Raw genomic sequence first — 24,209 nt, 5'->3', positions numbered from 1 at the left:
AAATTGGCACTACCATCAGTCCTGGCTTTAAGGTTTTATTAAGAATTGAGATAAAATGTCCAGTATAGGTGGAACTGATTAATATGCTAAGCTGAAATTAGAGCCAGAAATAAACAAGAGTAATAAAAAATACTAGTATTTGGCAAACAAAACTTGCTGTGTGAATAATACTTATTTTTGTAACCTATTAAAACTTGTAAAGTAACTAGCATGGGTTCTATCAGATGACATCCCCACTACCATCGTCAAATTCTTGGAATGGGCGCTTTATTGGTGACAACCAACGATACCGTTTAGACAAACGGTTAGCGGGTGGTGGCATGGGAGAAGTATTCCTGGCAATGGATACCCGTGTTGGTCAGCAGGTAGCGTTAAAGTTACTCAAAGATACCCTAGTGGCATCACAAGAGATGCGCAAGCGCTTTGAGCGTGAGATAGCAGTCTGTGCAGCGCTGCAAAGTGACCACATTGTCAAGATTAGTGATTGTGGTGTGACAACAGAAGGTTATCCGTTTTATGTAATGGAGTATCTGCGGGGGCAAACACTGCGACAATTACTGCTGCGGGAAAAGCGGTTATCTGTAAAGCGAACTGTCAGTATTATCGCGCAAGTTTGTAAAGGTCTACAGCTAGCCCATGCGGGAGTAAATTTACAACGGGATGGGGGTAAAAGCACTGAGCATATTAAAGTCATCCATCGCGACCTCAAACCAGACAATATATTTTTAGTGCCCACAGATTTGGGCGAGTGGGTGAAGATTTTGGATTTTGGGGTGGCAAAAATCCGTAATGAATCTTCAGAACAAACGAATATCACGAATACATTTATTGGGACATTTCGCTACGCCGCACCGGAACAGCTGCAAAGCGATAAAAACCTAGACTCCAGGGCAGATATTTACAGCTTGGGACTGATCCTCTATGAAATGCTGGGTGGAGGAGATCCGTTTGGTTTAAGCGTCAAAGCGAATAATATCAGCGAAGCTTCTTGGGTATTAGCTCATGCTTATGAACCACCGAAGCCCCTGCGGGAGCAACCAGGGTGTGAGCATTTGTCAGTGGAAATAGAAGCAGTAGTACTGAAATGTCTGCAAAAAAATCCCCAGAACCGCTTCGCCAGTGTAGCAGAACTGGATCAAGCTTTGCAAGCGGCGGCTAAATATGTAGAGTCTGACGAGGCGATAGCACTTCATCCCACTGTACCCAGACCAGCTAACAATTCCGAAACCATACCCCGACCGCTAATACCTGAACAGAGTAAACTTGCAGAAACTATACCTCCCGCCTATGATGGCGAAACTATACTGCGACCGCTAAAACCAGTTGAGGAAAACCTTGGGCAAGATGAAACAATTATTCGCCCACAACCAAACTATCATCAAGATGTAGACAACCAAACCATACCGCGATCGCGCATAGAAATTGAGCCTAGCCCTGGGGAAAATGAAACCGTTCCTCGCCCCCAACCTAAGGAAGGTCAAAGTTCAGATCAAGAAACCATCAACCGACCCCTGACACCGATGGCGCAAAGCCTTCCAGAGGGGACAATTTTTCAACCCCGTCCAGGGGAAAATCAAAGTTCAGATCGGGAAACCATATCCCGATCTTTGCAACCATTTGCCCAAAACCAAGGACAGGAAGACACCATTCCTCGCCCTCAAGCTTTGCCAAATCAAGATTTAGAGCCAGAAACCGTTTCGCGACCTCTGCAAGCATTTGCCCAAAACCAGCCAGAGGGGACAATTTTTCAACCCCGTCCTACACCACATCCAGATCATCATCAAAATTCAGCTGCGGCTTCAGCTGTAAATCATCCTGAAGTCAGCAAACCAGAGGGGACAATTTTTCAACCACGCCCCGTACCCCAACCAGCAACCGAGGGGACAATCTATCAACCACGCCCCGTACCCCAACCAGCAACCGAGGGGACAATCTATCAACCGCGCCCCGTACCCCAACCAGCAACCGAGGGGACAATCTATCAACCGCGCCCCGTACCCCAACCAGCAACCGAGGGGACAATTTTTCAACCCAGGACACACCAACAAACACCTGAGAAACTTCCTAGTAATTTCTGGCGAATTCTGGGTGTAGTATTAGTGATTGGAGTAGCTTTAGCGGCATTCTTATACATCAATCCTCAGATGCCATCTGGTAAAAACGACAATCAGAAAACTTGGCAGAAATTTAACCACGTATGGTGAGCAGTGTCGTTGATGCTCTTTCTTGAATAAAGAATTTTACCCAACAGACCAGCACCCATGAAAATCTCTCTTTCCTCGCCCCTATTTTCAAGTTAGGATTTTCGATTCTTTCTTGGGATAAATTCGCTGGCTCTGATACTCTTGCTAACGGTACAAGACAAGCAATCCAAAGTGGTGCAACCTAATAATAGTGTAAATATCGTAAATTATGGACGCTGCTAAACGCCTTGCTACTCTCAACCGCATCCGCAAACTCAGCCGCCTCATGGATACATCTATACGCATTCCTGGGATTGGTTTTCGCATAGGAATCGACCCGATAATTGGCTTAGTTCCTGGTGCAGGTGATTTAATTAGTACCGCGTTTTCTGCATATATCATATTTTTAGCCACACGCTTCGGTATACCGCACCAAGATTTAGCCAAAATGATTTTCAATGTGGGTTTGGAAGCGGTTGTTGGTACTGTGCCTTTAGTAGGTGATTTATTTGATGCTTTTTACAAATCAAATATTCGCAATTTAGAAATTTTAGAGCAACATTTAACAGCCGTTGAACCGGAAATCACGGAAGTACCTATGGAAGTTTACGCCACGAAAAGATAAAAAGCTGCCCATAGTTCAGCACATACACTCACCTTAATTGGACACATTGCAAACTGGCTGATGGTAATGTCTGAGGTAATAACGATTACGGTACTCTAAAATACAAGAAGGTTAGAAGAAGTCCTAGCTCCTGCCTCTACTTACAAAAAGCTGAACCTAAAGATATCAAGCAACCTCACATAAATGTGGGGTTATTCTTTTGATCAGGTAAATATATAAATCGAACTCGTACCGATTCAAATAATGTTTGCGACACTTAAATTATTCGGAAGGGCACAACATTGTAGTGCTACTAACCATCTTTTGCATTCTGTTTTCCAATTGGTATTAAGTTAAACTTATACAGCGTATTTCAGGTAAATGAGGTACGCGGGTAGGGGCACGGCAGTGCCGTGCCCTTACAATTATCTGTACTTTTACGTTGCAGGCGATCGTGGCTATTTAATTGTAAATAAAGTTCAAGGAGTGTGATTTTTTAAGGTGGGAAATGCCCACCCTAAGAAATTTTTTTGTTAACTTTGTGGCAGAGGGAAAATAAATTCTTCCCTTCTGCTTTTCTTTGGCCAATTTGAATTATTATTCGGCATCAAGCAGGAACTAATCTACTATTTTTAAGTGGAATGTTCACCGCTGGATCTGGATAAATTTCCGCTTTGAGAGGTCGATAAATCAACTCATACCAAGAATGACCAACTCGCGCATCAAATCCTTGTGGTTGACCACGCATAAATAGGTGCAAGCATTTTGCAGATTTACCAGGTAATAATTGCCAGGAAAAACAACTTTTATTACCTTCATGGGGGTGTGTTACCGATTCAATATGCAAGTTATTTGCTAAACCATAAGCTGCATAAGGTTCTGTTGTTGAACCAACGGCGAACCAATCGGGGACAGGAAAGACTTGTTCAATGTCCTGGGTTTGTCCCAAATTCATGTGCGCAAAATATTGCAAGCCAAAGTCAAGATTGACTATTTCTGCACCTTCTACCCTGTCTTCAGGGGCTTTGGGTTTTCCTTTGACGAATGATTCCTCAATCAAATAATCTGCGCCAGCATATAAGCTAATGACGCGATACAGTTCACATACTAAATGACGGTTATGACCGGTAACCGGATCTGTCCCCATATAATCGAAGGGTTCGGAAGCTATGGTAATTGTGGCACGTACAGGGCCAGTTGATTGAGATACCAGTCGATAAGAATGATTGAACAAAGAGACTTGATAGTGCGGTGATTTAGGATAGGAAAGTCCCGGTAACTGGAGTTTACTCACCTGCATACAACGCTTTTCTGGATCTTGTCCTAGCCATTCCCCCATCGCAGCTGGGAATGGATCGAGCATTTCTTGGCGATCTAGTTGGACGCTGCTAGCTGAACCAGAAAACCAGTTGCGTTGATTATCTTCGGGTGCAGGTATTAAATTAAACCAGACAATCAGGCGGTTATTCACAAATCTAACTCCCCGTTCTCGTCTATCGTCACCGGAGACTACTTCTAAGTATGGTTCACCGCTTCCTGGTTGTATTGCTTTACCTCGGTCTATGCGGATAAAGGTTGAGGCTAAGACATCATCTTCCGTTCCTGGGGGAATGGGCTGGGGTAGATGGAAAACCAGGGTGTCACGTCCGGGGTCTTCTGGGTCAATTCGGTCAATTTGGGCACTTAGCGGTTGATGTGAAAGGTCGCGCAAATCGCTTAAAATGAGTTCCTCTGGTGAAATTTGAAATTGTTGAGCGATCGCTTGCCAGGGTATAGTACAAATACCGCTTCGCCAATAATTTGAGGGATTAAAAACAGTTAACAAATTAAGGGATGGCATGAGTTAGCCCTCCTTCCTTGTTTTTGATGAAACTGGTTTTTGATGAAACTGTGGTGATGGCTATAGCTTTGAAACTAGGAAAAAAATTTGAGGAACTCGTGAGGAAATGACAGAAACAAATGCTCAACAGCCCATTAATACTGTAGCTAATATCCTGGAGAGCTACACATCGGGAAAACGAAACTTTAGCAAAGCGGAACTGGGTGATGCTAATTTACAAGGTGTTGACCTCAAAGGCTCTGACTTGAGCGAGGCTGACTTAAGTCAAGCTGACTTGAGTGGTGCTAATCTTCGAGGCTGTGACTTAAGCTTTGCAGATCTCAGTGGCGCTAATCTCAAAGATGCTGATTTGCGGGGTGCTTTGTTATTTTCCGCGAATCTGCGTTTAGCTAATTTAACAGGCGCAAAGTTAGATAAAGCAGATTGCGATCGCAATACCCATTTTCCCGAAGATTTTGACCCAGAAAAGGCGGGTGTGCAAATTAAGGAAGGGTAGGAAGGGGCATTGGGCATGGGCAGGGGGGGAGATGAGGGAGAGGGGGGAGACAGGGAAGTATTTTCTTCCTCATCCCCAACACTCCCCACACTCCCCACACTCCCCACACTCCCCTCATCCCCCTCAAGGACACTCAGTATTTATACACTGACGTTGGCAAAGTATCAAGCCAAACCATGCTTTGGGATCTGTCCATACCTGTAATGCTTGCAATGAATGGCTTTCTAGCACTGAGATTAACGTAGGTATGTGGAATTTACGGGATATTTCCGTGCGAATTGTTTCTCCCGCTTGGAGAGAGATTTCCAAATCTAAAGCTTCTAGAACGACGGTTTGCTGTGTTAAACTCCGCAGATGCATTTCGATTTGATTGTCTATTTGATTGTAGAATGCCCAGTGGGCAAAATTGTTCAGGAAAAAATTACCTTGGAATTTTTGATTGAGGTGGTTGAGAATATTGAGGTTAAAAGCTGCGGTGATTCCTTGGGAATCGTTGTAAGCTGCTTCGATAATTTCTATCGGCTTTTGCAAATCTACCCCTAAAAGAAAAAATTCTCCTGGTTTTAAAGCTTGTTGAACTTGGGTGAAGAATTTGTTACATTGTTCGTCATTCAAATTACCTAAGGTACTTCCTAAGAAAATCAACAGCCGATTTTCTAATTCTGCTGGGGGAAGTTGGGCTAATGCTTGTTCGTAAGTTCCCGCTACACCACAAAGTTTTAATTTGGGGTATTGACGTAGCAAATCCAAAGCAGTTGTTTTCAGGATACCGCTACTAACATCAATTGGGTAATATTCTAGTTCTTGAACTATCTCGCTGTATGCTTCTAGCAACAGGCGAGTTTTCCGCGAACTACCACTACCTAGTTCTATTAAATTACAAGAGCCTGTCATTTGGGCAATTTCAGCAGCGTATGTTTCTAAAATTGCTTGTTCGGTGCGAGTAGGATAGTATTCTTTTAGGTCGCAAATCTGCTCAAATAGTTCTGAGCCTCGATCATCATAAAAGTAACGACAGGGCAAAGTTTTGGGATTTTGAGTCAGTCCCGCAATGATATCTGTACTTTCATCGACTGATGCGATCGCGGGATTTAAATCAATCCAACGTAGTCGCGAATTCTCTTTTTGTTCAGTCTTCAAAATTTATGTTCTCCTGGGATTTGTCAATAGTCAATAGTCAATAGTCAGTTGTCTTCCGGTCACTGAGAGAAGCCGAAGTGTGTCCTCCTTGTCTCCCTATCCCCCTTCATCACCAGATAATTCGCAACTTCCGTTATTAATATAAGGCGATCGCTTGAGTTTTTTTATCTATCTCCGGTTGCTGATTTTGGGCTGTATATTCCCCACATTGCTGGATGAGTTTAGCTACTAAACCTGTCCATCCCGTTTGATGACTCGCACCAATTCCGGCTGCGTTATCGCCATGAAAATACTCGTAAAAAAGCATCAAATCTCGCCAATGTGCATCGGTTTGAAATTTTTCTGTATTACCATAAACTGGTCGTTTCCCAGAGGAATTTTGCAAGAAAATGCGGATTAATCTTTGAGATAATTCAGATGCAACTGACCACAGTGTCATCATTTTACCAGAACCAGTAGGACATTCTACTAGGAAATCGTCGCCTAAGTAATGATGAAATTTTTGCAGAGATTCAATGAGTAAAAAATTTACGGGAAACCAGATGGGGCCACGCCAGTTGGAATTACCACCAAATAAACCACTACTAGATTCCGCTGGTTCATAATTTACGCAAAATTGGCAACTATCAACATTAAAAATGTAAGGATGTTCAGCATGGAATTTAGAAAGGGCGCGAATACCGTATTGGCTCAAAAACTCGTTGTCATCGAGCATTTTTTGCAGTATACTTCTGAGTTTATCTCGTGACACAATTGCTAATAATCTTCTCGCACCCATCCCTTCAGTTAGCATACAAGCGACATTTTGCCGCAAATCTGGGCGATTTTTGATAAACCATTCCAAGCGTTTTTTGAAGCCAGGAAGCATATTTAATGTTTCTGGTTCAATGGTTTCAATCGCAAATAAAGGAATTAACCCGACCATTGACCGGACTTTTAAGGTAATCTGTTTTTCAGGTAAATTCAGGACATCATAGTAAAATCCATCTTGCTCATTCCACAAACTAGCTTCGATTTCGCCAATTTTATTCATCGCATCGGCTATGTAAAGAAAATGCTCAAAGAATTTGGTGGCGATGTCTTCGTAAACAGGATTGGTTTTGGCTAATTCTAAGGCGATCGCTAACATATTTAGGCAATACATCCCCATCCAACTAGTACCATCAGATTGGTCGATATGTCCGCCTGTGGGTAAGGTAGCACTCCTGTCAAATACTCCTATATTATCTAATCCTAAAAATCCCCCTTGAAAGACATTATTACCTTCAGCGTCTTTGCGATTTACCCACCAGGTAAAATTCAGCATCAATTTCTGAAATACTCTTTCTAAAAACTTTCTATCGCTGCGTCCATATATTTTTTGTTCAATCTTATAAATCCGCCAGGTTGCCCAAGCATGAACTGGTGGGTTAACATCACTAAACTGCCACTCATAAGCAGGAATCTGCCCATTGGGATGCATATACCATTCCCGCGTTAAAACATCTAATTGGTATTTGGCAAAGTCTGGGTCAATCATTGCTAAAGGAATGGTGTGGAATGCTAAATCCCAAGCTGCAAACCAAGGATATTCCCACTTATCAGGCATAGAAAGGATATCTTCATTGTACAGATGGAACCATTCCCGATTTCTGACCTTGCAACGTTCTGGCGGTGGGGGTGGTGTATTGCGATCGCCTTTTAGCCAATCTTCGATGATGTAGTGATAAAATTGCTTACTCCACAGCATTCCTGCAAATGCTTGTCGTTGCACATTTCGCTCATCTGCACTGATGGGAAATGGCGTAATTCGTTGATAAAATGCATCTGCTTCTTGTTGTCTATCCAAGAATATTGTATCAAATTCTAAGTCAAAAGGTGCGGCTAAATTTGGTATATCGCTCAATCTTAATTTAACAGTTTCCGTTGCGCCTGCACCCACTGTGAAAACATAATTAGCAGCAGCTTTCGTGCCAAATTTACCGGAATTTACAGCTTGTTTGTTCCCAGATACAATATAATCATTAATGCCATCTTTTACATAAGCTGATTGATTAGGAGAACCAAATAATAGCTGATGATTCGTTTCATTTTCTGTAAATAGAATCTCCGATGATTGCTGACAATATAACCACCTGCTGCCTAAAGTTGGATGATCGGCTTGAATAATTTGCCAACTATTACCGGAATTTAGCTGTTTGAGAATAGGTTTAACATTATTTCCATTCCAAGACCAAGTATTGCGAAACCAAAGAGTAGGTAATAAGTGAAGAATTTTGGCTTCTGTCCCTCGGTTAACTACTTTAATTTGAATCAGAATATCTTCAGCAGAATTTTTCGCATATTCCACAAAAACATCAAAATAGCGGTTATCGTCAAATATACCTGTATCTAAAAGTTCAAATTCTGGCTGTAGGCGATCGCGCCGTTGATTTTCTTTAACTAACTCAGAGTAAGGAAAAGCCCTGTGGGGATATTTGTACAGCGCCTTCATGTAGGAATGAGTGGGTGTACTGTCCAAATAGAAGTAATAATCCTTAACATCTTCCCCATGATTACCTTCATTTCCTGTCAACCCAAAGATTCTTTCCTTGAGAATCGAGTCTTCACCATTCCAAAGGGCGATCGCAAAACACAGCCGTTGATGATTATCACAAATCCCTGCAATCCCATCCTCACCCCAGCGGTAAGCGCGAGAACGAGCCTGATCGTGGGTGAAATAGTCCCACGCCGCACCATTAGGGCTATAATCTTCTCTGACCGTGCCCCATTGGCGATCGCTCAAATATGGCCCCCATCTGCGCCAATGAACTTGATGATTGTGGGCTGCTGCTAATCTGATTTCTTCCTGGGTTGGAGTTGTCATAATTTGCTGCACCTCATATAAGTCAACATATTGATACGGTTACCCTAAATAGCGCTGAAGTTATGATGAAAATCTCATAGGAAAATTGTTCAATCAAAATTTAGGGTAAACTCAGGAAAAACTCATATTTACAGCATCTTCCTGTAAATAGACCACATTTGTCGTAGGGGCACAGCAGTGCTGTGCCCTGAGAGTGTGGTTCAACTACGTGAAAACTGCTGTAAGTTTGTGATTCTGTGGTGAATGATTGTCTATAGCAATCCTAAATCATTCGTGAAATCTTAGATCCCCGACTTCTTTAAGGATACAGCTGGTGAATCAGAGGTAAAACCCGTCGCTTATCCCGAAATCCCGCCGTCACCCTAGAAGGGTGCGGCTAATCGAACGAAGCCCACCTCCGTGGGCTAAGAAAATTCAGCCCACGGAGGTGGGCTTTGTAGCGTTAGCCCCAGGCTTCCAGCCTGCGGGCGATATATCGGGTAAGCGAGAGAACACTGTATATCAATATTGAGGGGTCAAACCCACCATTCGCCAGCAGTATCCTTTAAGAAAAAGGGGATATGAAGCCAACTTATTTTCAATATTTTATTTTTTGGTAATGCCTAAGAGAACAAAAATCAAACAATGGGTATTGCCGCATACCTCAAATATCTACCGTATCAGCCTTTCTCGGCAATACCTACATAAAATCGCTATGTGACTACTTAACTCACACCTAGACAAGCTGTCAAAGAATAACCAAAAATTCTAGAAACCTGACGACGACATATGGGACATTTGTTGATATCTGGTTGATCTGGAGTCACACCGATTGGCTGCCAATAAATTTTACTAGTTCCACCTGGGGTAATCTCTACCTCCATGCGGTAACGAATCATCTTTTTGCAAACATAGCAGGGCTTTTCAGTGTATTGAAGCATACTGTAATCCTGTTGTAACTGTATTGACAGCTGATGACTGTGGCTTCTAGTTGAAGCACTTATCTATCAGTACTGAACAGAAGTAATATGCAGATTTCTTTATTATTTTTTAATAATTAACAATTAGGTGAATAAATACTCACTTAGTGCGAGAAAATTCTTGATGCTTCACAGGACAAGCGAAGGGGGACAAGGGAGACAGGCTTCGACTTCGCTCAGCCTTCGGAGGACAAGGGGGACAAGGAGGACAAATGCCCACTTGCCCTGAGCGGAGCCGAAGGGATGCCCAAAACTGCATAGGCTTCGCCATCACAGAGATATATGTTACTGAAAGGGACACCTGAGTAACAACCATGAAAATACAGAAAATCGCACTTGTGAGCCTAATCGCCCTACTCACCACCATCGCCCAAACACCCATCAACCTACCCACAGTGGGAATAACCCAGGCGTTAGCCCAAACCCCACAGGCGCGGAAAGCCGAAGCTGATAGACTGTTTGAGCAAGGTAATCAGGAGTTTGATACCAGTCAATTTGAAGCAGCATTGCGATCGTGGCAACAAGCACTGATTATTTACCGTGAAATCAAAGACCGTCAAGGCGAAGGTGCGGCGCTGGGTAATCTCGGTCTTGCTTACTTTGATTTGGGAGACTACCCAAAAGCCATTGAGTACCACCAGCAGCACTTAGCGATCGCCAAAGAAATTAAAGATAAATTAGCGGAGGGACAGGCGCTGGGTAATCTCGGCAATGCTTACGATGCATTGGGAGACTACCCAAAAGCGATTGAGTGCCAGCAGCAGAGATTAGCGATCGCCAAAGAAATTAAAGATAGATTAGGGGAGGGACAGTCTCTGGGTAATCTCGGTAATGCTTACTATGCATTGGGAGACTACCCAAAAGCGATAGAGTACCAGCAGCAGACTTTAGCGATCGCCAAAGAAATTAAAGATAGATTAGTGGAGGGACAGGCGCTGGGTAATCTCGGTCTTGCTTACGATGCATTGGGAGACTACCCAAAAGCGATAGAGTACCAGCAGCAGAGATTAGCGATCGCCAAAGAAATTAAAGATAAATTAGGGGAGGGACAGTCTCTGGGTAATCTCGGTCTTGCCTACTTTAACTTGGGAGACTACCCAAAAGCGATTGAGTACCAGCAGCAGCACTTAGCGATCGCCAAAAAAATTAAAGATAAATTAGGGGAGGGACAGTCTCTGGGTAATCTCGGTCTTGCTTACAAAGCATTGGGAGACTACCCAAAAGCGATTGAGTACCAGCAGCAGCACTTAGCGATCGCCAAAGAAATTAAAGATAGATTAGGGGAGGGACAGGAACTGGGTAGTCTCGGTCTTGCTTACTATGCATTGGGAGACTACCCAAAAGCGATTGAGTACCAGCAGCAGAGTTTAGCGATCGCCAAAGAAATTAAAGATAAATTAGGGGAGGGACAGTCTCTGGGTAATCTCGGTATTGCTTACTATGCATTGGGAGACTACCCAAAAGCGATAGAGTACCAGCAGCAGAGTTTAGCGATCGCCAAAGAAATTAAAGATAAATTAGGGGAGGGACAGTCTCTGGGTAATCTCGGTATTGCTTACTATGCATTGGGAGACTACCCAAAAGCGATAGAGTACCAGCAGCAGAGTTTAGCGATCGCCAAAGAAATTAAAGATAGACTAGGCGAGGGACAGTCTTTAAACAATTTAGGAGCTGCTTTCTACAAACTTGGTAATCTTCCCGCAGCAGAGAAAACCTTGTATGAGGGAATTCAGGTTTTTGAATCTCTGCGAGGTAAAAAGTTAGCTGATACTAACAAAGTTTCACTTTTTGACACCCAAAGCCGCACCTACAGAATTTTACAACTAGTCCTCATCGCCCAAAATAAAACCGATGCTGCTTTAGAAATTGCCGAACATGGTCGCGCTAGGGCGTTTGTTGAGTTGTTAGCATCTCGTGTATCTACTAATAATAAACAGGCGGATAAATCACCGCAAGCACCAACAATTGCTGAAATTAAACAAATTGCTCAACAGCAAAATGCCACCTTCATTCAATATTCTATTATTACTGATGATTTCAAAGTAGGAGGTAAACAACAAACTAAAGAATCAGACCTCTATATCTGGGTTGTCAAGCCAACAGGGGAAGTCACATTCCGCAAAGTTGACCTTAAACACCTGTGGCAAAAAGATAATACTACTTTAGATGAATTGGTTACCAATAGTCGGATAAATATTGGTGTGGGTAGAGGTCGCGGCGGTATTACTGTCAGTCAAAATCCTGAGGCGGCAAACGTTAAAAAGCCATTACAAAAACTGCATGATATCTTAATTAAAGATATCGCCAAGCTATTACCAAAAAATCCTAGCGAGCGAGTTATTTTCATTCCCCAAGGTTCTTTATTTCTTGCACCTTTCCCAGCTTTGCTTGATGAACAAGGTAAATATTTAGTTGAAAAACATACCATTCTCACTGCCCCAGCAATTCAGGTGTTAGACTTTACTCATCAATTAGAGCAAGGGAGACAAACTAATTATCATAACGCTTTGATTGTCGGTAATCCTACTATGCCTGTAGTATCTACAGAACCAGGTAAATCGGGAACACGGTTAGATCCACTACCAGGGGCGGAACAAGAAGCAAAAACTATTGCCGATTTATTAAAAACTAAGGCAATTGTGGGTAAAGATGCAACTAAAGCAAATATTCTGCAACGCTTATCGCAAGTTGATGTGATTCATCTAGCTACTCACGGTTGGGCGGATGATAACCGGGGTTTGGGTAGCTGGATAGCCCTTGCACCATCGGGTAATGATGATGGTTTACTCAAAGCTGAGGAAATATTAGATTTAAAAATTAATGCGCAATTAGTAGTTTTAAGTGCTTGTGAAACCGGGAAAGGGAAACTTTCTGGTGATGGTGTGATTGGGTTGTCGCGTTCTTTAATTACTGCGGGTGTTCCCAGTGTGCTAGTGTCCCTATGGCAAGTACCTGATGCACCGACACAATATTTAATGGTGGAATTTTATAAAAGTTTGCAAACTCAGCCGGATAAGGCGTTGGCGTTGCGTCAGGCGATGTTGAAAACCAAGGAGAAATTTCCGTCTCCCGGCGATTGGGCGGCGTTTACATTGATTGGGGAAAGGTAATGGGTAATGGGGAATGGGGAATGGGGAATGGGGAATGGGGAATGGGGAATGGGTAATTATTTAGGGGAATTTTAATATCGATAGATTTCTTGTGAGGACACAGGTTTTGCTGTGTCCCTACAATTGCTGATTTTGGACACTACAATTGCCATTTCGGACACTACAATTGCCATTTCGGACACTACAGTTGCCATTTTTGATACTACAATTGCCATTTCGGACACTACAATTGCTGATTTTGATACTACAATTGCTATTTCGGAGACGACAATTGCTATTTCGGGCGCTACAATTGCCATTTCGGACACTACAATTGCTGATTTTGATACTACAATTGCCATTTCGGACACTACAATTGCCATTTTGGAGACGACAATTGCAGCTTTTATATAACGGGACAGCGATCGCAAGATATAGCAGTCCTAAATCATTCGCGAAAAGTTAGATCCCCGACTTCTTCAAGAAGTCGGGGATCTGGACAAGGTGAATTTTCACAAATCATATAGGATTACTATATGTATGGTGGAAAATATGAGGATGCGTGTGCGATCGCCTTTCACGCAACGCGATCTAAAACCATCCTTCTTGTTCTAAGGTTTCGATTAACTGCAAACCGCGAGGATCGCCTACACCTAATAGTGAAGCTTTAGCGTCTTCTCTCACACCTAAATCTTTATCTTCGGCAAAGGCTTCAATTAAAGCATCGATCGCTGTGGCATAAACTACGTTAGATGGTAGTTCGCGGCACAATTGCCCAATCGCCCAAGCGCTGTTACTGCGGACGGCGGCTGTTGGATCTTTAACTAAGGCTTCAATCAGTGGTGGTATTGCTCCGAGAACTGCTTCATAACTGACTTCTGCCATTTGTGCTAAGGCGCTAGCAGCCCACAAACGCACAGCGGAAATATCAGTTCTTAAAGCGTCGGCTAGGGGTGCTAACGAACGGCGATCGCGGCAATTTCCTAAAGCCCAAACCACACCTTTACGCACATAGCCGTTCCAATCTCGGTTGAGTTGCGTAATTAAAGGCTCTACTGCATCTTGACTTGGATTGCGCCCTATGGCATAGGCTGCGCTTACCCGCACTAAGGGACAGGTATCTGTTAACAGCCGGATCAGATGGGGAATAGCCCGTTCATCTTCAATGTCGCAAAAAGCACGCGCCGCTAGCATTCGTTGCTGCGGTTGGGAATTGTCTAACAAAGCGAGCATTTCTTCCGGATCGGGTTTTGCCACTTCTGATTCAGCAAGTGGCTCCAGGCGATCCAAGGGGCTTTCTAGTTCGACTTCGATATCAAGTAGGCTTAGGTCTTCTTCGTCATACATAATAGTGCAATCAGGCAGTAGGCAGAAGGCAGAAGGCAGAAGACTTTATGTCTGTTACATTTTAACTGCCTAAGTTTTGCTGCCATGCTGCACTAGTTTATTTTTCTATATTGAGTGATTTTACCATCCACAGGGATTGGGTTTGATAACCAAGTTGATCGTAAAGATTCAAAGCGGCTTGGTTCGATTGAAATACTTGTAACCCAATTTGGCGATCGCCTCTTTGAGTAGCCCAATTTTCTAGATATTTCATCAACGCTGTCCCAATACCCCGCCGCCGATGTTCTGGAACAACATATAACAGAAATATATGCGCATGGCGACTTCCATTAATTTGATCGATGGCATTTCCTACCCAGAGACAAGCAACGGGGGATGAGGGGGAAACAAAGACTCTGGGACGCGGGGACGCGGAGAGTTCTTTCTCCCTGTCCCCGCGTCTTTTGGTCTCCCTGTCTTGTTCCCCTACTTCTCTATCCTCATCTACCCACCACAAGGGCGTGTTACTGGATAAGTATTGCTCGACTGTTTGTGCGAGGTGGGAAAAGTCTCCTGGGGGAAAAATATCCTGGTAACTCCGTTGCATGAATTTGAGTAGTAGCGCCCGATCTAAGGCGGAGCCTAGGCGAATACTGTACCCTGGTAGCAGTGGCTCAGGCACGAATAGCACTCATCTGAACTATTACCCCGACTTCTTCAATCGGTGCTGGGGCGGCCATATCTGAGGGTAAAAAGATGCGGGCGCTGACTGCTACTAAAGCCAGGATAAATACTAGCACTACCAACAAAGGAGCAATGTATTGACGAAAAATAGCCATAATTTGGATGAGCATGAACTAGGTACTTTATCAGCACCTAGCTATAGATTTGTAAAGTTTTCTTGATTTATTTTACCTGTGTTGAGGGGATCGCAAACAAAAGTTAGGAGCGATCGCTGTCCAAATCATCAATTACTTTCTCAACATACCAATCTTCAGACATCCCCGGAAAATTCTCCTTGGCTTGTGCAATTAACCGTTCAGCAGTATCTATGTCACCATCCAACCGAGCAATCAAGCGATTCTTGATATCGTTCTCATATATAAATGTGTCTGGTTGGTTTGATATTCCGCTATTGAATGACTCTGATTGGATCTGTTCTCTGCGCAATTGCCAAAATAAAACGTAATACAGCGTGCCAAAAATCAGAATCAGGCTGAGTGCTCCCAAAAAATTTAGGAGGTTAAAGCCCAAAAATCCTAATACTAATTGCGAGAGGACATAGCCTAGTAGCAGGCCAGTCAGCAAGAGGATAAACGTACCAACAATAATAACTACTTGGTTTCCCATACATCCTCTTCTTCTTCAAGTCCAGGTCTAGGAATTGCTACTGGTTGTGGGTTCCAGGGGGCAAATACTGGTAACAGCAACAGTCCTGGGACAGCAGCAACAATGGTAATCATAAAAAATAACGGCCAACCTGTGCTTTGGGCGATCGCCCCACCCGGAGACGCGAGAATATCGCGGCTGACAGCCATCAAGCTAGAAAGCAAAGCATACTGGGTGGCGGAAAATTGCTGGTTACACATACTCATTAAAAATGCCACAAAGGCAGCAGTTCCCAAACCGCCACAAAACTGTTCGATGTTGATCGCTAGAACCATAGCTTGATGGTTTTGACCGATATAAGCTAGAGATAAGTACGCAAAATTACTCACAGCTTGGAGAACACCAAATACCCAAAGTGACCGATTGATGCCGATTTTACTTAAAATTGCCCCACCGGAGAGCGCCCCAACTATGGTAGCGATTAATCCCATACCTACTTGAATAGCGCCGATATCGGTTTTGCTAAAACCCATTTGCAGCAAAAACGGCGTGGTCATATTACTCAGTAAAGCATCACCCAGTTTGTAGAGAGTAATGAACACAAGCACGAAAATACCTCGCATAACTCCCTGGCGCTGGAAAAATTCGCCAAAAGGTAAAATGACCGCAGCGCTTAAAGAGGCTGGAGGGCTAATTTGGGCTGGTTCTGGTGCAAACAAAGTGGCAAAAATCCCCAATCCCATTATAAGAGCCATCAACAAATAAACTGACGACCAGGGTATTCTATCGGCCAGTATCAATGCTAAAGCACCTGCGATTAACAACGCAAGACGATAACCCAAAATAAAAACGGCTGCGCCTGCGCCCATTTCCAGTTTTTGCAAAACGTCCGTGCGGTAAGCATCAGCAGCAATATCTTGAGTTGCGCTTAAAAAAGCAATGACTATGGCGTTAATGGCTAGCAGCTGTAATGCTTGTTTAGGTTGCTGGAATGCCATAATGGCGATCGCAACTACTAACAACAGCTGCGTCACAACTAACCAACCCCGCCGCCGCCCTAAAAAGGGCAAAGTAAAGCGATCGAGAAACGGCGACCAGAGAAACTTTAACGAATAAGGTAAACTCGCTAGGCTAAACCAGCCAATAGCTGCCAAATCTACCTTTTCTACAGTCATCCAAGCTTTTAAGGTATTACCGATTAAGAGTAACGGCAAACCAGATGAAAAGCCGAGGAATAATAAAGCCGCCATCTTGCGGCTACCAAACACTTGTAGCAGCGATCGCACTGGATTCATCCTTTAAATGTCTCTCCTGACTCTGATGAATTGCAGTTATCTTGCCATACCTACCGGATGATTTTACGTAAAGAAGCAAAATTGAGAGTAGGAGAACTTGGGGAATAGGTACTAAAAGAATAACTCCCGAATTCCCGTACTACCAATTTCCACCGCCAGCGCCGCCAACAGAAAACCAAAAAGCTGAGTCGCAATTACCCCACCTTCAGCACCAATCCATTTGTCGATGTGGGTTCCCAGACGTAAAATTACCCAACTCATAAACATTGCTGCCACAATACCCAAAACTACACCGATATGTGGACTGGTATATTACCGATCGCATCCGCTAAGACAAATACAGCAATAAACGTTTGAACGAGAGCAGAGGTATCCACAGCTAAGAGCATTTATCAACATTTGATAACAACCTAGCGCTCAATGTGTGCAGATGACTATAACCCATAGCAAGATTGATCTTAAGACGATGAGTATAATCAGCTTCTTAAACAAAAGCAACGCTAACCTTGGTCTAACTGATTTCCCCAGTTCATTAAGTAACGGTATATTTGAGAATCTACCTCGCACAATTCATTGTTTTTTGTCTAAGCTATGAAGCCTTATTTAGCAGCTGCTATCCAATTAACTAGTGTGCCCAATTTACAAAAAAATTTGGCACAGGCGGAAGAATTAATTGAACTTGCCGTGCGTCGAGGTGCTGAATTAGTGAGTTTGCCAGAAAACTTTTCTTTTATGGGAGAAGAAAAAGACAAACTTGCTCAAGCAGAAGCGATCGCCCGTGAAAGCGAAATATTTCTGAAAAAAATGGCCCAGCGTTTTCAAGTGACCATCCTGGGCGGTAGCTTTCCCGTGCTTGTCGATAATACAAGTAAGTTTTATAACACCACTGTACTCATTGACCCCAACGGACAAGAAGTTTGTCGGTATTATAAAGTACATTTGTTTGATGTAAATGTCCCGGACGGCAACACCTATCAAGAATCCAGCACAGTCATGGCTGGGAAGCAACTGCCACCTGTGTATTTTTCAGAAAAATTGGGTAATTTGGGACTTTCTATTTGCTATGATGTCCGCTTCCCGGAATTGTACCGACATTTAGCAGATAAAGGAGCCGATGTAATGTTTGTACCAGCGGCTTTTACTGCCTTCACAGGCAAAGACCATTGGCAAATATTACTACAAGCCAGAGCAATTGAAAACACCTGTTACGTAATTGCTCCTGCCCAAACCGGCACTCATTACGCCAGAAGACAAACCCACGGACACGCCATGATTATCGACCCTTGGGGTGTAATTTTAGCTGATGCTGGCGAACAACCAGGAATAGCGATCGCGGAAATCAAACCCTCTCGCCTAGAGCAAGTCCGTCGGCAAATGCCTTCTTTGCAACACCGTATATTCACTTAAATCTTGCGTTAGTATTCTTGTCCAGACGAATTTAGTCGATTGAGGCTGACAAACTAACAGACCCCGACGGGGGTCTGACCACCTTCTGGGTAGTTTACTAATAGAAGGATAAACAAATCCCTTACTCAAAAATTCCGATGTTATCACCAATCCCTACATTGTCAAAAGCTGTAGCAATAGCTCTAAGTTTCTCTAACTTGCTAGAATCTTGGCGAAATAGGGTTCTGGCAACCTGCTGAATAGCACGCCGACTATCACTAAAGACTGATTGTTTGGACAACTGGCTTAAAGCTAGATAAAAAAGTGTAGCTCCAGAAGTAGCATCGAAGAGGTAGTTACCTTCAGCATCCTGAGAACTCAGTAAATAATAAGCCGCTTTGTTATGAATACCACTGTTGTAGTGAACACCACCGTAATCATCAAAGTCAGGTAAAATGCGGTAATTATTCATGTGCTCCGGTTGACCGTAGATAGCAGGGTTGCTTAAACTCCGAATTGCTCGACCATTGTCACCAAAGCCACTTCCTAGCTCCCAGTTCCATGTTTCAATATCACTATTTTGGAAATTAGCCACCAAAATACCAAAAATATCTGCATAGGATTCATCTAGCGCCCCTGACTGCCCATAATAATCCAACCCTACTATCTGATAGGTTAATCCGTGGAAAAACTCATGAGCAACTATGTCTTGAGCAACTGCAAGGGAACGTAGTTTTCCGTTGACCATGCACTGTCCAAAGATCGCCTGTTCGTACGGATCAAGCCAGGCGGCATATTGCCACTCTATTTGATCATAATTTTCAACACAGTTAATACTACAAATATACTGTGCAGTACTGCCATTGGTTGGCTGGTACTGGAGTACATTTTGAATAAAATTTGCCACCTCGGTAACATTATTATGAGCAGTCACACATTGCTCTATGCAATTACCGTTAACTAGTAGTTCTCCAGGAAGATCTCCTTTGTGATGCTGGTAACTACGAAACTCAAAGTTATAGCTGCATACACTGAGTTCGCTGTTTTCTAGGATTGATAGTTGTGAATCAGAGTTTTGCGGGCAATGGGAGGAACAGGGGTCACCAAAGCAATCAATCATTGTCTTCCTCCCATCGATCCATATAATCCTCTTGTTTCTACCTCAACTTTTTCTGAAGCGTTCTCATACGAGGTAGTTCTACAACTATCTCTTTAGTATGAGCATCGATTACATAGTCTACCATTTCTGGTATAGGTTTGAAGTCATTATTGTTTTCTGTCTGTCTGACTTGATTTTCGGGATCTTTGTACCTAATGTCGGTAATATAAACCAGTCGCCAGCACTTGTTGTTTGAGTCGTAGTAATAGTAAAGAGTTGGATTTAAGGTTACATCTGCCAAATTATAACCTTTCTTTTCTTCAATCAAATGTTTGATTTCATCGCGTTCCACTTGAGGAGATGCATTGAGTCCATTAGGATCACCAATAGCTGAGTTGATTGCCAACAGTTCATTCTTTTCATCAACTTCAACAGTCACCTGAGCGCCATAAACAGGTATACTCTTATACTTTTGACGAAACTTAACTATGTGCGTTTTAGTAAAACTAAACCATTGAGTGCTTACACTTTCAAATTCAGAGTTAATCGAGTGTTTTTTTGACTCAACAAAACTTCTTATCGGTTCTGTTTCGCTTTCTAATAAGCTTTTTAAGCTGTCTTCTACTTCTTGGAACTGGTGCTTTATTTGATTCGCTTTAATCCCAGACAGATGAACTCTTCTTAAAGCAGTGGCAAGTGCATCAATACCACGATGCTTGGACACTGGGTTTTCATCTTCGGCATGGTAAGCAAATATCTTCATACCACTCCTGTTCATAATTAAGAAGACAGTTCACTTGTTACAGGTTTTTTGACCTATGCTAAGATAATAAGTTTATATGTTTACAGACCGACTATGCAAGATGTACAAAAAATATATCTTGGCTGTTCAAGATGTACGATACTATAAACACCATTTATTCTAATTGTAGGAAAATATAACCAGGCAAAAGGCAGAGGAGCCTGGGCATTTGGTCGCCACACTTGGAGCAACTAGTGAGCATAGGCCATAAATACTGTAGATACTGGAGATGCTGAGTTTGATGATTGCTGGTACATAACCTAACACTAAGCTGATAGTAGTAAGTTGAACTGGAAAATCTTGTACAAAATGTACAAAAAAAAATGGAGGTTTTGGCGATGCTTGAACTTTAAATATCTTTAAATTATAGAAATACAGAAGCTTAGATATGAGTAAACGAAATCAGCAGTCTATTAGTAACAACAGTTTTTCAAACTCAGATTCCGTTGAAAGTCAAGATTCACAGACAAGACGACGTAGCTCTGAAGACCAAGAACGTGATAAGTCTGTTTATCAATACTTATTGCAATGTTTGACTGATTTAGGGTTGAATCCAACAGAAGAAAACCCGAAACCTAATGAAAGTAGTATAGCCAAGCAATGGGGTCAAACAAATAATCGGATTTTTATTAGGCGTGTTCTGCGTTCTGTTTTTCCTCAGTACTATGAGCAAAATGAAAAACAATCGGAGCAACCTGTTCCCGGACTAACTATCGGAAAGTTAGTAGAAATTCTCTCTGCAATTCAAGAGTACTGGGAAAAGAAAAAAGCGCAGACTCCAGAAAACAAAATTCCTCGTATTTTAACAAGAACTGAAAAATTAAGGGCATTTCGCACATTTTATCAACTAAGTATTGCAGAAAAGGAAAAACTAAACTTTCCCATACATCCGGGAGATAATTTACTACAACAATTATTAGAAATTGTTACTGATACAGTCAAAGGCTTAAAATATGAAGACGTTATCTCCTTTTATAAGGGAGCGATAAATATTTATCACTGTTTAAAGCAGGCTGAATTCAGTAATAGACAAAATGGAGAAAACATTTCACATACAGATATAATTAAACGCCAAGTTAAAAACTTAATTAAAGAACAGTATCAAGGTTTAGACACAACTCACAAAAAAAATAAAACAGACAATTTAGTTAACAAAGTTCAAAGGGAAATTAACCGACTTGAGTTGCAATGTGGAGTTAGGCAAGTTAAATCACTTTTGCTAGAGACTAAAAATGTAGAAGAATTACAGACGAATTCTAATTTTTTATCTCCTGCTTTTATTGAGCATCTAACTCGTTCTATTGTTGAGAACGAAATTTTAACTGATGAATTTCCCATTAATATTAAACATATTGAAATTGAAAAAACAAAGCCCTTACCTCTATATCTAAAAGATGAATATCATAAAAATGGTTTAATCAATCCGGAATTGGTTGGTGGGAAGGAAGATAAAGAAGATATTAATGGGCTACAAAAACAGTTTGCTTATAAAATAAAAGTCCATTTTTACGTAAGATTTCCCGAAAATTATACACCAGCCTTTGAAGGAGAAGAGAAGCAAAGCAGTTACTTTAATAAAAGAGAAAATAAACTAGAATTTTTTGAAGAAATCACAGGAATCGGGAGTCCTGTTTATCATATCATTGCCGCAATTAATAAAGTTCTTTTATGGGATATCCCGGAAATAATCGATTATTTCCCTGTAGCTCGTACTATTTTAAGTAACAATGATTTTTTTGGTAGTCCTAGCTTAGTCCGGTCGTATACTTTAGTTAATCTCTGCAAAAAAGATGATATTGAAAATGCATTGAAAGAGAATAAAACTTACGATACAGTAGTAGGTAATTATGAAACTGCTTACGGTGAATACTGCGGTTTTGATTTGGTGGAAGTGGCTGCAAAGGCTGCACTTCATGCCAGATTAAGAGCAATTAAACAGACTGGAATTAATCCTGTAAGATATCTAACTCAACTTTGCTACCGTGTTGAGGAATTGAATGCATTCCGAAAAGCTGAAAGCTATTTAAATTTCTATCCATTTTCTTTGAAAGCAATGGAGGGTTATCTTAATCAAACGATTTTTCACAATCGATATCGTACTGTAGATCATGATTATAATTTTATCGAAAAAGATGCAGATAGTCCTTGGACTTCAGTAGCTTATGATGCTCACCTAGCAATTGCTGAAGGTTATCTCAAAGAAGGTCTTTATCACATTGCTAAAAAATATTTAGATGTTCTCAAATCTCATATAGAAAAAGCCAGAAAAGGGAAAAACTATTTTTTCAGAGATTTACTACTAGCAAAATACCATTTATGTCAGTTTCGTTATCATTACTTAACCGATTTAAAGGATGATGTCGATTCTGACAATACTCAATCAACCCGTGAACGCTCTAGCTCAATTCGAGCAGCTATACAAAGTTTAAATTATGCTGAGGAATATTTGAAGCAACTTTTAAGAAAATATTATAGTATTAGTGCTTGCGCTCAAAGTAACTTTCATCCTTTTTTCTATTTATTCTCAAGAATAAATGCACACCGGGCTAAACTTTATATATTCACATCTTCTTATACAGACCTTCCCAGTCGCGGATTTAATAGCTTTATAGAGCCAATTCGTTTGCTGGAAAAGGCACGAATTTATGCAGCTAGAGATGGGAGTACAGCATTATATTCTTCGTGGACTGCTTATCAAAGCTGGTGTTATCTCATGGTTGCTTATTTAGGAGATTACGAACCATCACCACATAAGGAATTCAGTAAAAAAGAGTGTATAGATTGGGCAAGAAGATTGATAGAACATGCAATAATTTGTTATTATCAAAGTGGGAAAATATGCTATCAGCAAATTAAAGATAATGGTGGCAAAATCACTAATATTATTAGAGATCATAAGTATTATGAGAATTATGGTAACATCCAAATCCAAGTTGCCCCATTAATTCAAGAACTGAAAGAAGGTAGTGCAGAATCTGAGAAAAGATATGATGAATCAAAAAATGTCATAAATATTGATTTTTCTATATTAAAGAAAATCTGTCCAGAAGAAGACCAATCAATCTACTTATTTGGGACACATTCAAGTATTATAATTTTTGCGATGGGAATGCTGGAATTATGTGATGATAAACACAAAGAAAGCGAACTGAAAATTAGGCTAAATAAAGCCTTTAAAATGTTTACCTATTGTTCAGCGATCGCGGAAGATGGAATTATAGCCAGAAGAGATTCTGAAGACGGAAAAATTTATTGCGAAAGAATATTTCAAAATGGCGATGAGTTAGTCAGGGGTTTATATCCGCACCGTCTGACACAATTTGCTGACTTAGGCAAAATTTGGGCGGCTACATGTAAAGTAATTTTATTCTTGGACGATCAAACTTCTGATTGGCGAGTGATTGATAATTTACTAGAGAGTTTGCCCACTCCTAATTCTATAACTCCTGGTTTGCAAAAGTCTTGCGGGCAAAAGCGTTATAATGGACATCTTGAAAACCATTGCGATCGCCTAGTTAAGTATTTTCATCAACTTAAAAGTAAAAAATGGAACGATACTAATTTAATAGATATTCGTAACAAAATCGTCAAAGATATTTTCAAGATTATCCGTGGTGAGAGTGAGGTAACACCTTAATCATAGTCAAAAATTGATGTTGCTGATTAAGAACAGGACTTACGCAACTGGCAGATATATTCTGGTTAAGATTCAATAGTCAAGGTTTGTTGCACATTTGACTCTTGACTATGGACGGTTTTGGCTGAAAAAATATGACACTTACGTAAGTCCTAAAGAAGACAAATTTGTCTTACACA

General features: G+C 41.6%; 18 protein-coding genes and 1 pseudogene. 6 read left to right on the top strand and 13 right to left on the bottom strand.

Features of this window, described 5'->3' with window-relative positions; genetic code table 11:
• Positions 1–224: 224 nt before the first annotated feature.
• Together AACU32_RS10610 and AACU32_RS10605 are read left to right on the top strand one after the other, a co-directional pair.
• On the top strand, positions 225–2,204 hold the full coding sequence (locus AACU32_RS10610) for a serine/threonine protein kinase (RefSeq protein ID WP_096599533.1): 1,980 nt from the start codon (positions 225–227) through the stop codon (positions 2,202–2,204).
• A gap of 208 nt (positions 2,205–2,412) precedes the next feature.
• Complete coding sequence (locus tag AACU32_RS10605; RefSeq protein ID WP_096599532.1) at positions 2,413–2,808, top strand: DUF4112 domain-containing protein; 396 nt, start codon at positions 2,413–2,415, stop codon at positions 2,806–2,808.
• 586 nt (positions 2,809–3,394) lie between these two features.
• On the opposite strand, the gene AACU32_RS10600 is transcribed toward AACU32_RS10605, so the two are convergent.
• On the bottom strand, positions 3,395–4,627 hold the full coding sequence (locus AACU32_RS10600) for a hypothetical protein (protein ID WP_096599531.1): 1,233 nt from the start codon (positions 4,625–4,627) through the stop codon (positions 3,395–3,397).
• Positions 4,628–4,733: 106 nt separating this feature from the next.
• Between AACU32_RS10600 and AACU32_RS10595 the strand changes: the two genes are divergently transcribed.
• Positions 4,734–5,123: a pentapeptide repeat-containing protein gene (locus AACU32_RS10595; protein WP_096599530.1), complete on the top strand. Its 390-nt coding sequence runs from the start codon at positions 4,734–4,736 to the stop codon at positions 5,121–5,123.
• Between the two features lie 123 nt (positions 5,124–5,246).
• Here AACU32_RS10595 and egtD read toward each other — a convergent pair whose 3' ends face one another.
• The 3 genes from egtD to AACU32_RS10580 form a co-directional block, all read right to left on the bottom strand.
• Positions 5,247–6,263: an L-histidine N(alpha)-methyltransferase gene (gene egtD / locus AACU32_RS10590; protein WP_096599529.1), complete on the bottom strand. Its 1,017-nt coding sequence runs from the start codon at positions 6,261–6,263 to the stop codon at positions 5,247–5,249.
• Between the two features lie 136 nt (positions 6,264–6,399).
• Positions 6,400–9,108: an MGH1-like glycoside hydrolase domain-containing protein gene (locus AACU32_RS10585; RefSeq protein ID WP_096599528.1), complete on the bottom strand. Its 2,709-nt coding sequence runs from the start codon at positions 9,106–9,108 to the stop codon at positions 6,400–6,402.
• Between the two features lie 704 nt (positions 9,109–9,812).
• Positions 9,813–10,028 (bottom strand): hypothetical protein, encoded by a 216-nt coding sequence (locus AACU32_RS10580; protein WP_339377747.1) that lies wholly within the window; start codon positions 10,026–10,028, stop codon positions 9,813–9,815.
• A 353-nt stretch (positions 10,029–10,381) separates the two neighbouring features.
• Between AACU32_RS10580 and AACU32_RS10575 the strand changes: the two genes are divergently transcribed.
• Positions 10,382–13,177 carry a CHAT domain-containing protein gene (locus AACU32_RS10575; RefSeq protein WP_096599527.1) on the top strand — a complete coding sequence of 932 codons (2,796 nt, stop codon included), beginning with the start codon at positions 10,382–10,384 and terminating at the stop codon, positions 13,175–13,177.
• Between the two features lie 71 nt (positions 13,178–13,248).
• On the opposite strand, the gene AACU32_RS10570 is transcribed toward AACU32_RS10575, so the two are convergent.
• The 7 genes and pseudogenes from AACU32_RS10570 to AACU32_RS10540 all read right to left on the bottom strand — a co-directional run.
• Positions 13,249–13,587 (bottom strand): hypothetical protein, encoded by a 339-nt coding sequence (locus AACU32_RS10570; RefSeq protein WP_339377746.1) that lies wholly within the window; start codon positions 13,585–13,587, stop codon positions 13,249–13,251.
• A gap of 160 nt (positions 13,588–13,747) precedes the next feature.
• On the bottom strand, positions 13,748–14,503 hold the full coding sequence (locus tag AACU32_RS10565; protein ID WP_096599525.1) for a HEAT repeat domain-containing protein: 756 nt from the start codon (positions 14,501–14,503) through the stop codon (positions 13,748–13,750).
• Between the two features lie 97 nt (positions 14,504–14,600).
• The gene (locus AACU32_RS10560) at positions 14,601–15,164 is read right to left on the bottom strand and encodes a GNAT family N-acetyltransferase (RefSeq protein WP_096599524.1); all 564 of its coding nucleotides are present in this window, start codon (positions 15,162–15,164) and stop codon (positions 14,601–14,603) included.
• A complete protein-coding gene (locus tag AACU32_RS10555) occupies positions 15,157–15,336 on the bottom strand; it encodes a hypothetical protein (protein ID WP_096599523.1) in 180 nt (59 codons plus the stop codon). Before AACU32_RS10555 ends, AACU32_RS10560 begins: the two co-directional genes overlap by 8 nt.
• Positions 15,337–15,424: 88 nt before the next feature.
• Positions 15,425–15,832 (bottom strand): ABC transporter permease, encoded by a 408-nt coding sequence (locus tag AACU32_RS10550; RefSeq protein ID WP_096599522.1) that lies wholly within the window; start codon positions 15,830–15,832, stop codon positions 15,425–15,427.
• A complete protein-coding gene (locus AACU32_RS10545) occupies positions 15,817–17,106 on the bottom strand; it encodes an AmpG family muropeptide MFS transporter (protein WP_339377745.1) in 1,290 nt (429 codons plus the stop codon). Before AACU32_RS10545 ends, AACU32_RS10550 begins: the two co-directional genes overlap by 16 nt.
• Before the next feature lie 111 nt (positions 17,107–17,217).
• Positions 17,218–17,412, bottom strand: a pseudogene (locus AACU32_RS10540) (MarC family protein); the annotation flags it as partial.
• A gap of 285 nt (positions 17,413–17,697) precedes the next feature.
• Here AACU32_RS10540 and AACU32_RS10535 point away from each other — a divergent pair.
• The gene (locus AACU32_RS10535; RefSeq protein WP_096599520.1) at positions 17,698–18,513 is read left to right on the top strand and encodes a carbon-nitrogen hydrolase family protein; all 816 of its coding nucleotides are present in this window, start codon (positions 17,698–17,700) and stop codon (positions 18,511–18,513) included.
• Between the two features lie 121 nt (positions 18,514–18,634).
• Here the strand turns inward: AACU32_RS10535 and AACU32_RS10530 are convergent, their stop codons facing one another.
• Together AACU32_RS10530 and AACU32_RS10525 are read right to left on the bottom strand one after the other, a co-directional pair.
• Entirely contained in the window at positions 18,635–19,612 is a 978-nt protein-coding gene (locus AACU32_RS10530) for a M4 family metallopeptidase (RefSeq protein WP_096599519.1), read from the bottom strand.
• A 37-nt stretch (positions 19,613–19,649) separates the two neighbouring features.
• On the bottom strand, positions 19,650–20,354 hold the full coding sequence (locus tag AACU32_RS10525; protein WP_339377743.1) for a hypothetical protein: 705 nt from the start codon (positions 20,352–20,354) through the stop codon (positions 19,650–19,652).
• Between the two features lie 427 nt (positions 20,355–20,781).
• Between AACU32_RS10525 and AACU32_RS10520 the strand changes: the two genes are divergently transcribed.
• Positions 20,782–24,030 carry a HypX (modular protein) gene (locus tag AACU32_RS10520; RefSeq protein ID WP_096599517.1) on the top strand — a complete coding sequence of 1,083 codons (3,249 nt, stop codon included), beginning with the start codon at positions 20,782–20,784 and terminating at the stop codon, positions 24,028–24,030.
• Positions 24,031–24,209: the final 179 nt, after the last annotated feature.

The organism is Calothrix sp. NIES-2100 (genome assembly GCF_963875285.1).
Lineage (GTDB): Bacteria > Cyanobacteriota > Cyanobacteriia > Cyanobacteriales > Nostocaceae > Aulosira.
The sequence above is the reverse complement of the archived record's forward strand: the minus strand, read 5'-3'. Positions and strand labels throughout refer to the sequence as shown.

Bases quoted from the DNA above. Each gene is read 5' to 3' on its own strand.
- AACU32_RS10610 (WP_096599533.1), top strand. From the start codon at position 225: ATGACATCCCCACTACCATCGTCAAATTCTTGGAATGGGCGCTTTATT.
- AACU32_RS10605 (WP_096599532.1), top strand. From the start codon at position 2,413: ATGGACGCTGCTAAACGCCTTGCTACTCTCAACCGCATCCGCAAACTC.
- AACU32_RS10600 (WP_096599531.1), bottom strand. From the start codon at position 4,627: ATGCCATCCCTTAATTTGTTAACTGTTTTTAATCCCTCAAATTATTGG.
- AACU32_RS10595 (WP_096599530.1), top strand. From the start codon at position 4,734: ATGACAGAAACAAATGCTCAACAGCCCATTAATACTGTAGCTAATATC.
- AACU32_RS10585 (WP_096599528.1), bottom strand. From the start codon at position 9,108: ATGACAACTCCAACCCAGGAAGAAATCAGATTAGCAGCAGCCCACAAT.
- AACU32_RS10580 (WP_339377747.1), bottom strand. From the start codon at position 10,028: ATGCTTCAATACACTGAAAAGCCCTGCTATGTTTGCAAAAAGATGATT.
- AACU32_RS10575 (WP_096599527.1), top strand. From the start codon at position 10,382: ATGAAAATACAGAAAATCGCACTTGTGAGCCTAATCGCCCTACTCACC.
- AACU32_RS10565 (WP_096599525.1), bottom strand. From the start codon at position 14,503: ATGTATGACGAAGAAGACCTAAGCCTACTTGATATCGAAGTCGAACTA.
- AACU32_RS10555 (WP_096599523.1), bottom strand. From the start codon at position 15,336: ATGCTCATCCAAATTATGGCTATTTTTCGTCAATACATTGCTCCTTTG.
- AACU32_RS10550 (WP_096599522.1), bottom strand. From the start codon at position 15,832: ATGGGAAACCAAGTAGTTATTATTGTTGGTACGTTTATCCTCTTGCTG.
- AACU32_RS10545 (WP_339377745.1), bottom strand. From the start codon at position 17,106: ATGAATCCAGTGCGATCGCTGCTACAAGTGTTTGGTAGCCGCAAGATG.
- AACU32_RS10535 (WP_096599520.1), top strand. From the start codon at position 17,698: ATGAAGCCTTATTTAGCAGCTGCTATCCAATTAACTAGTGTGCCCAAT.
- AACU32_RS10530 (WP_096599519.1), bottom strand. From the start codon at position 19,612: ATGATTGATTGCTTTGGTGACCCCTGTTCCTCCCATTGCCCGCAAAAC.
- AACU32_RS10525 (WP_339377743.1), bottom strand. From the start codon at position 20,354: ATGAAGATATTTGCTTACCATGCCGAAGATGAAAACCCAGTGTCCAAG.
- AACU32_RS10520 (WP_096599517.1), top strand. From the start codon at position 20,782: ATGAGTAAACGAAATCAGCAGTCTATTAGTAACAACAGTTTTTCAAAC.